Raw genomic sequence first — 5,448 nt, 5'->3', positions numbered from 1 at the left:
TTCGACTCACTTGATGCTGTTACAGATGTCCTTTGCCAAGGCTTGCAGGAGTTAATGCTAGCTCCTGCAAAGCTGTCTTCCATGACCTACTTCCCTCATCTGAGAATTGTTCTTTAGAACGCGGTTTAGTATCATTGATGGAGATTCCGCTGTAGTAGAATGGCACTGGCAAGAAGAGATTGCAGGAACCCACAATTCGGCTGACGATGCGATCGCAATTGATTTTCAAAATGGACTCATCAGCCGCTGGCGGGAATATATTGATACTCAAAGCTGCATGAAATCAACTAGCTGATCCTCTAGAGCGATCGCAGATTAATTACTCTTCAGTCAGAATAGTAAATATGAAAAAACGAGACTTTTTGCAAGCTGGTGCTGCAATAGTTGGCACAGCATGGTTATCGCGTAATCTACTTTGGACGAACAATATGGCAATGGCAAATCATCAATTTGAGATCGAAAAAACAGAGGCAGAATGGCGCGAAACCTTGACACCAGAACAATTTCGTGTCTTACGTCAACACGGAACCGAACGGGCTAGAACGAGTCCCTTAGATAAGCAATATGGTAAAGGCACGTATGTTTGTGCTGGTTGCAACCTACCGTTATTTACATCGGAGACTAAATTTGACAGCGGTACTGGTTGGCCTAGCTTTTATGCGCCAATTGAGGGTGCGGTTGCCACAAGTATTGATAGGTCATTGTTTATGACGAGAGTTGAAGTGCATTGTCGGCGCTGTGGTGGGCATTTAGGACATGTGTTTAATGATGGACCTAAACCAACTGGTAAACGTTACTGCATGAATGGCGTGGCAATGAAGTTTGTTTCTGCTTAATCCAAAGCCCTCCGACTTTAAGACAGCAGGGATGCAGAGGATAAAATAAGATTCCTGAGAAAATAATCTCATGTTCTCTTTGTCAAGACTTATCTATTTCTCATTTTGATCTCAGGACTACATCAAGTTATCAGTAGATAATCCAAATAGCTAATTCATCGTGTCTATTTAGATGCTTTTTAGCTAGAAAGGAGACTTATTGATGACAACTCTAACCCAAGAAGAAATCAGGTTAGAAGCAGCCCTGAAACACGAAGCTCACTGGCGCAGGTGGGGACCTTATTTAAGCGATCGCCAATGGGGTACAGTCCGCGAAGACTATAGCTCTGATGGTACTGCCTGGGACTACTTTACTCACGATCAAGCACGCTCTCGTGCTTATCGTTGGGGTGAAGATGGTATTGCAGGAATTTCTGATAACCATCAACGGCTTTGTTTTGCGATCGCCCTTTGGAATGGTGAAGATGCGATTTTGAAAGAAAGGCTTTTTGGTTTAACAGGTAGTGAAGGCAATCACGGGGAAGATGTCAAAGAATATTACTTTTATCTTGACAATACTCCGACTCATTCCTACATGAAGGCACTCTATAAATATCCGCATCAAGCATTTCCCTACACTCAATTAGTAGAAGAGAATCGACGCAGAAACCGTAGAGAACCAGAATTTGAACTACTCGATACAAGCATATTTGATGACAATCGTTACTTTGATGTCTTCGTTGAATATGCCAAACATACCGCTGAGGATATTCTGATTCAAATTCAAGTAGTGAATAGAGGGACAGCAGCAACACTGCATGTTTTACCAACGCTTTGGTTTCGCAATACCTGGAGTTGGGGTGGAGAAGAAATTAAGCCAATATTGCAAAAGTTCGATCATCATGGTTTGAGCGCGATCGCGGCTTTTCATCCCACGCTAGGGAAAAGGTATCTGTACTGTCAGGGAGAAACGGAACTTTTATTTACAGAAAATGAAACAAATACCGAACGATTATTTAATTTCCCCAATGCTACTTACGTAAAAGATGGCATTAACGACTACATCGTACAAGGTCGCGAGACAGTAAACAGAGATTCTGGTACTAAAGCTGCGGCTTGCTATTTGTTAAACATTGGTGCAGGGGAAACGAGAACGATTCGGCTGCGCTTGAGTGATGTACCCAATTTGACAAGTCCATTTAGTACATTTGATTCTACCTTTTCCATCCGCCAACAAGAAGCCGATGAATTTTATCAGCGCATTACTCCCTTTCCACTGAGCGAGGATATGCGTCACGTACAGCGACAGGCATTTGCCGGAATGCTGTGGAGCAAGCAATACTACCACTATATTGTAGAAGACTGGCTCAAGGGCGATGTGACTGCACCTCTACCTCCACCCGATCCCAAAAGAGCTAGAAATCACCAGTGGTTTCACCTTTACAGCGACGATATTCTTTCCATGCCTGATAAATGGGAATATCCTTGGTTTGCAGCATGGGATCTTGCCTTTCACGCTATTCCTCTAGCCACAATCGATCCAGATTTTGCCAAGTACCAATTAGACGTACTGACGCGGGAATGGTATATGCACCCCAACGGGCAAATTCCTGCCTATGAATGGGCATTCGGAGATGTCAACCCACCGGTTCATGCTTGGGCAGCTTGGCGCGTCTACAAGATCGAACAAAAGATTTATGGACGCAGCGATCGCATTTTTTTAGAGCGGGTATTTCAGAAATTGATGCTGAATTTTACCTGGTGGGTGAACCGTAAAGATGTCGAAGGTAGAAATGTCTTTCAGGGCGGGTTTTTGGGTTTGGATAATATTGGCGTCTTCGATCGCAGTGCTGTATTACCTACGGGCGGACACATCAATCAATCGGATGGAACGAGTTGGATGGGGATGTACTGCCTAAATATGCTCGCGATCGCTTTGGAACTAGCACAAACTAACTGTGTTTACGAAGATATCGCTACCAAATTCTTCGAGCATTTTCTCTATATTGCTGATGCCATGAACCATATTGGCGAAATGGAAGCATCGCTGTGGGATGAAGCAGATGGATTTTATTACGATGTTTTGCATTTGCCTAACGCTCAGCAAATTGCCTTGAAAGTGCGATCTCTTGTCGGGCTAATTCCGCTATTTGCAGTAGAAACGATTGAGCCAGAGACGCTAGAAAAACTGCCAGGCTTCAAAAAGCGCGTGGAATGGTTTATTCAAAATCGCCCCGATCTTACCCGAAATATTGCTTGTATGAAATCTGAGGGAGTAGGCGATCGCCGATTGCTAGCAATTGTTTACCGCGACAAGCTACGGCTAATTCTGCAAAAAATGCTAGATGAAACCGAGTTTTTCGGAGATTATGGCATTCGGGCAATTTCTCGCTACCATGCCGAACATCCCTATATTTTTGAGGTCAATAGCTCTCAATTTCGAGTCGATTACGAACCGGCAGAATCTAGTAGTGGATTGTTTGGTGGTAATTCTAATTGGCGCGGTCCAGTTTGGTTTCCAGTCAATTTTCTTTTGATTGAATCCCTGCAAAAATTTCATGATTATCTAGGAGACGATTTTCAGGTTGAATGTCCTATGGGTTCCGGTCAAATGATGACCTTGAGGGAAATTGCAGCTGAATTATCTCAAAGGTTAATCAGCATTTTTCTGAAAACCTCATCTAGCGATCGACCTGTTTATGGCAGCACCCAAAAGTTTCAAACCGATCTCCACTGGCAAGATTTGATTTTGTTCTATGAATACTTCCACGGCGATAACGGTGCGGGAATTGGTGCTAGTCATCAAACCGGATGGACGGGTTTAGTTGCACAGCTGATCCAACAATTTGGCGAGGATAAAGAACTAAACAAAGTGCCCCACTTAGCCTTTTTCTACTACAAAAATGTTTAAAAGTCAACAAAAATGAGAATTCCACAACAAGATACTCGCCTGCGCTGGATTGATTTAACTTCCTCTGAAACAACAGGCGATGATGGTGCTGACGCGATTCAAGGGCTGAGCCAAACTCCTAAAACTTTACCCTGTCGCTACTTGTATGACGATCGCGGTTCAGAGCTGTTCGAGCAGATTTGTGACTTACCGGAGTACTACCCAACTCGCACCGAGCAAGGGATTTTAACAGCCTACGTCCAAGAAGTCGCTCAACTCACAGGCACTTGTGAATTAGTCGAACTAGGCAGTGGTAGTTCGCGTAAAACTCGTTTACTCATAGAAGCATACAGCCAAGGTCATCAACTGCAATACTATCCAATTGATGTCAGTACAGGAATTCTAAAAACTACAGCGCAGGCTCTACTGCATCAATACCCCAAATTGAAGCTTTGCGGTTTGGCGGGAACCTACGAGCAAGCACTAGCTCAACTTCCTCCACGTCAGCTAGACAACCGGATGCTGATTTTTCTAGGAAGTACTTTGGGGAATCTAGATCGGCAAGCATGCGATCGCTTCCTTGCTCAAGTCAAACAAGCTCTCAAGCCAGGAGAATTCTTTCTTGTGGGAGTTGATTTGCAAAAGCCGATAGAAATTATTGAGGCAGCTTACAACGATACTCAAGGCGTAACTGCAGCTTTTAATCTCAACATCCTGCGCCATCTCAATCATCGATTTCAGGGTAATTTCCAACTCGACCAATTTGCTCATCAGGCTTTTTATAACCCAGTAGATTGCCAAATTGAAATGCACCTGCGAAGTCTCCAAGATCAAACTGTCGTGCTACAAACTTTAGATTATCAAGTTTCGTTCCAAGCAGGAGAAACGATTCGCACTGAAATTTCTCGCAAGTTTCACCTACCAGATTTAATTGCTGTTCTAGAAAACCACACCTTGAAACCATTGCAAGTTTGGACTGATCCTCAAGCTTGGTTTGCTTTATTACTATGTCAACGTCAATGTACTGATAGTGAATGTCCCTAAACTACCTCGATTTACAGCGTCGGGCTAGCCGAACTCCTGCCTATGGCTGCGCATTGATGGATACGGCTCTGATCATTTGCAGCGCTCTAAGTTGGGCTTGTTGAAATTTTGGCTCTTAAATAGAAGTAGGTAGAATGGAAAGTCTATTCGAGCAATTAACCGCTAATTTAGCAATTGGTGTAGAAATCAGTGCTGGGTTAATCATTGGTTGTGCTGCAGTAGAAGCGACTTTGAGAGCGTTTACACTATTTTTTGTGCGGCGACGACCTGATACTTTAAAAGAAGAAATTCGATTGCAGTTTGGAAGATGGCTATCGCTCGCATTGGAATTTGAACTAGCAGCAGATATTCTCCGTACTGCCATTTCACCTACATGGACGCAGATCGCACGACTGGGAGCAATCGTTGTTTTGCGGACAGTTTTGAACTTTTTTCTCCAAATGGAAATTGATAAAGCTACAAAGCGCGATCGCACCATCTGCAAATAATTCACTTAGAAAGTACGACGCACAAACAAAGCATAGTTAATTTTGATTAAGTTTTCAGTTTTTTTATCTTTAGCTGTTGATGTAAGAGGATGTCTGAAAAGTCAAAGACTATACCAATCGTCTCAACATAAGACGAATCATCGCAACTTGAATCATCGCCTCAGAAGTGGCAGGTAAAACCTCATAATCTTTGCTCAGTCTCCGACACCAG

General features: G+C 43.3%; 5 protein-coding genes and 1 pseudogene. 5 read left to right on the top strand and 1 reads right to left on the bottom strand.

What is annotated here, in order from left to right; translation table 11 throughout:
- The first annotated feature begins 106 nt into the window (after positions 1–106).
- The 5 genes from IQ230_RS25820 (at position 107) to IQ230_RS25800 (ending at position 5,237) form a co-directional block, all read left to right on the top strand.
- The gene (locus IQ230_RS25820; RefSeq protein ID WP_193935041.1) at positions 107–295 is read left to right on the top strand and encodes a nuclear transport factor 2-like protein; all 189 of its coding nucleotides are present in this window, start codon (positions 107–109) and stop codon (positions 293–295) included.
- Positions 296–428: 133 nt separating this feature from the next.
- Positions 429–836 (top strand): peptide-methionine (R)-S-oxide reductase MsrB, encoded by a 408-nt coding sequence (gene msrB / locus IQ230_RS25815; RefSeq protein ID WP_228055411.1) that lies wholly within the window; start codon positions 429–431, stop codon positions 834–836.
- A gap of 202 nt (positions 837–1,038) precedes the next feature.
- On the top strand, positions 1,039–3,726 hold the full coding sequence (locus IQ230_RS25810) for an MGH1-like glycoside hydrolase domain-containing protein (protein ID WP_193935039.1): 2,688 nt from the start codon (positions 1,039–1,041) through the stop codon (positions 3,724–3,726).
- A 12-nt stretch (positions 3,727–3,738) separates the two neighbouring features.
- Complete coding sequence (egtD, locus tag IQ230_RS25805; RefSeq protein ID WP_193935038.1) at positions 3,739–4,749, top strand: L-histidine N(alpha)-methyltransferase; 1,011 nt, start codon at positions 3,739–3,741, stop codon at positions 4,747–4,749.
- A gap of 134 nt (positions 4,750–4,883) precedes the next feature.
- Positions 4,884–5,237: a DUF1622 domain-containing protein gene (locus IQ230_RS25800; RefSeq protein ID WP_193935037.1), complete on the top strand. Its 354-nt coding sequence runs from the start codon at positions 4,884–4,886 to the stop codon at positions 5,235–5,237.
- A 108-nt stretch (positions 5,238–5,345) separates the two neighbouring features.
- On the opposite strand, the pseudogene IQ230_RS25795 reads toward IQ230_RS25800, so the two are convergent.
- Positions 5,346–5,448 (bottom strand): annotated as a pseudogene (locus tag IQ230_RS25795) (IS5/IS1182 family transposase); the annotation flags it as partial.

The organism is Gloeocapsopsis crepidinum LEGE 06123 (genome assembly GCF_015207655.1).
GTDB lineage: Bacteria > Cyanobacteriota > Cyanobacteriia > Cyanobacteriales > Chroococcidiopsidaceae > Gloeocapsopsis > Gloeocapsopsis crepidinum.
The sequence above is the reverse complement of the archived record's forward strand: the minus strand, read 5'-3'. Positions and strand labels throughout refer to the sequence as shown.

What these genes read in the sequence shown, in the direction of transcription:
- msrB (WP_228055411.1), top strand. Translation starts at nt 429, where the DNA reads ATGGCAATGGCAAATCATCAATTTGAGATCGAAAAAACAGAGGCAGAA.
- IQ230_RS25810 (WP_193935039.1), top strand. Translation starts at nt 1,039, where the DNA reads ATGACAACTCTAACCCAAGAAGAAATCAGGTTAGAAGCAGCCCTGAAA.
- egtD (WP_193935038.1), top strand. Translation starts at nt 3,739, where the DNA reads ATGAGAATTCCACAACAAGATACTCGCCTGCGCTGGATTGATTTAACT.
- IQ230_RS25800 (WP_193935037.1), top strand. Translation starts at nt 4,884, where the DNA reads ATGGAAAGTCTATTCGAGCAATTAACCGCTAATTTAGCAATTGGTGTA.